This window comes from Kaarinaea lacus (assembly GCF_975902315.1).
Genome location: NZ_CDLKIE010000431.1, coordinates 1 through 2,988 on the forward strand (window position 1 = coordinate 1; position 2,988 = coordinate 2,988).

A 2,988-nucleotide genomic window follows, 5' to 3' on the forward strand; every position below is an offset into this window, starting at 1 on the left:
AGACAACTGAAAAACAGAAAGTGCACCCATGTTGTTTCGAACATATAGCCGATCATCGACTACTTCAAGGGAAGCAGAAACACCAAAATCAAGCTCTTCGCGATTTTCATCACCCCAATCGTAAAAAGCCCAATCGTAGACTTCGGTGAGATCATCACGAGCTACAAATGAACCATCTTCTTTAGATAACCAGTGCACAAAACCCGCACCATCTGCTACCACCAATGTATTACCGATTATGACGGGACCAGTAACGTCACGTTCCTGCAATGAATCCTGACGCCATAGTGTTGCACCACTACGACGATCGATTGCCCAAACCTGCCCCTTTGCATCGGTGAGATACAATTGATTTTCGTCCATGGTTACACCAGTATAGGATGACATATCTCGCGTCCATATCGTGCGCCCGTTTTCCACCGCTATCGCAGACACGCGGCCCTGATAGGTAACGGCATACACTTCATCGTCACTGATTTGTATCAAACCATCGATATCAACCATCCGTTGCAGGTCAGTCCTGCCACTGGGTAATCCCACAACAGATTCCCAAAGCCGTTTCCCGGTATCTTTTTCAAGAGCGACCAGCTTGCCGTCTGCGAATCCCGCAATTAGACGATCTGTTGTGATAATCGGTGAACTGGTACCACGCAATGTTAACGCTGGAACCGTACGCGAATCAGACCAAACCTTTTTTCCAGTTGCTTTTTCAAGTGCGGTAATTTTACCGTCAATCGTCTGTACAAAAACCAGTTTGTCACTGATCACCGGATTAGCCAACACTTCACTGGAAACATCGCCTTCCCATATTATCTTGCCTGATCCTGAATCCAGGGCGAAAAGGTGTGCTTCAGTTGTACCCACATAAAGTACATCACCATGAACTACGGGACCGGCAGAAATGGAGTCCACGATTGCATTGGCCCATACTTTTTTGCCATCGTTAAGCTGCAAAGCCATGAGATGTCCATCAGCAGTTGCTGCGTAAACACGCTCATTGGTTATGGCCACGGATAGCTGACGATTTTGCCTGACACCCTTTTCCCCGACATTTGCCACCCACAATGGCTTGATTTTAGTGCTGGATTTAATGGGATCCAGATCCGGGTATTCTTTTTTACCAGAGCCGACACATCCTGCGATTGCCAGAACAATGCTCAGCACCATAACAAAACGCATTATGAGGACTCTCCTCCCGGATTGGGAACTTCACCCAGGTCATCAAGTTTAATCTGCAGGAAATTTCGCACACGCGGTGACGAACTGGATGCCGATTGATCCAGTTCAGCCAACGCAAGGCTGTATGCTGTTCTTGCATTTGAGGTATCGCCTTTGGCGACGTAGATATCACCTTTCAATTCTTCTACAACGACTTTATAGTGCGGCGAGGTGACGGCATTGACCTGTTGCAGGGCTTCATCATAATTTTTCTCTGCTAATAGCACCCGCGCCAGTCTAATCTGTGCTTCAAACTTCAGTTCTTTCTGTTGCACATTATCCATTGCCCAACGCAAATGTGATTTTGCGGCGACCAGATCATCCTTGTCAGTCTTGATTTTCGCCATGGTAAGCGCCGCCAAACCTGCATAAGGAGTATCGGCATACTGACCCAGCAAGGTTGCGGCTCTGTTAGATGCTTCTTCCAGCTGATTACGCGTCAATGACTGAATCATGGCTTCATATTCAATCGATGCTGACTCGGCGTGGAAATTTTTTGTATCCAGCCAGTATTTCCCACCGGCCAGAATACCTATACCAATCAGTACTCCGCCAAATAATGAAAGCCAGTTTTCTTTCCACCATTTTTTTATGGCCGCTATTTGCTCTTCTTCCGTACTATATACTTCCACGTTCGTTCTCCAGTTTTTTAATTTTTCAAATCAGGTCCTGTAAAAGTGTTAGCAGACCATCCTGAGATACGGATTGCTGCGGTTTGTCTTCCCGAAGATATTTTACACTTACCGTATTACTTGCTAATTCATCATCCCCCAGAATGAGCGCCACACTCGCGCCGCTCTTGTCTGCCCGTTTAAACTGGCTTTTAAAACTGCCACCACCACAATGTACCAGCAAGCGCAGATGAGGTAACTGTTCCCTTAGCGTTTCACTCATTTGCAGACCAGTCGCTACTGCATCATCACTCGCAATAACGAAGTAAGCATGAGGCGCCACATCCAGGCGTAAATTGTTCTGCACCAGCTCAACAAGTCGTTCAATCCCCAGCGCAAATCCTGCTGCGACCACGGGCTTTCCGCCCAATTGTTCAACCAGGCCATCGTAACGACCACCCGCACATACGGTACCCTGCGCGCCCAATTGCGTTGTGACCCATTCGAATACTGTCTTATTGTAATAATCCAGGCCACGTACCAGACGTGGATTGACACGATATGCAATTCCTACCGTATCCAAAAGGGATTTGACACCCTGAAAATGTTCGATCGACTCCTGGTCTAAATGATCTTGCAGCCTGGGTGCATTCTCAATTAACTCCTGCATATCCGGATTCTTGCTATCCAGAATCCTTAATGGATTACTGTGCAAGCGACGCTGGCTGTCCTCATCCAGTGCAGACTGATGTTTTGAAAAGTACTCTACCAGGATATCACGATAAACACGCCGACTTTCAACACTGCCCAACGAGTTAATCTGCAACTCCAGTTCCTTTAGCCCCAGCTGTTTCCAGATCCGGGCACTCATCATAATTAGCTCTGCATCAATATCAGGACCCTGCATGCCAAATGCTTCAACACCCACCTGGTGAAACTGCCGGTAGCGACCCTTTTGTGGCCGTTCGTGGCGAAACATGGGCCCGGTATACCATAAGCGTTGCGTCTGATTATGCAGCAATCCATTTTCAATACAGGCCCGCACACAACCCGCGGTCCCTTCGGGACGCAAGGTTAAACTGTCACCGTTACGGTCTTCGAAGGTATACATCTCCTTTTCAACGATATCGGTTACTTCGCCAATAGAGCGAGCGAATAG

General features: G+C 47.6%; 3 protein-coding genes. All 3 read right to left on the minus strand.

Translation table 11 applies throughout. The annotated features are described in order from the left end of the window. A partial coding sequence (bamB, locus tag ACWVCM_RS13550) for an outer membrane protein assembly factor BamB (protein WP_455202294.1) occupies positions 1–1,179 on the minus strand: 1,179 nt, incomplete at its 3' end. Further along, positions 1,179–1,850: a YfgM family protein gene (locus ACWVCM_RS13555; protein ID WP_455202295.1), complete on the minus strand. Its 672-nt coding sequence runs from the start codon at positions 1,848–1,850 to the stop codon at positions 1,179–1,181. The genes bamB and ACWVCM_RS13555, both read right to left, overlap by 1 nt. Before the next feature lie 25 nt (positions 1,851–1,875). Then, positions 1,876–2,988, minus strand: a 1,113-nt coding sequence (gene hisS, locus ACWVCM_RS13560) for a histidine--tRNA ligase (RefSeq protein WP_455202296.1), incomplete at its 5' end; no start/stop codon positions are given.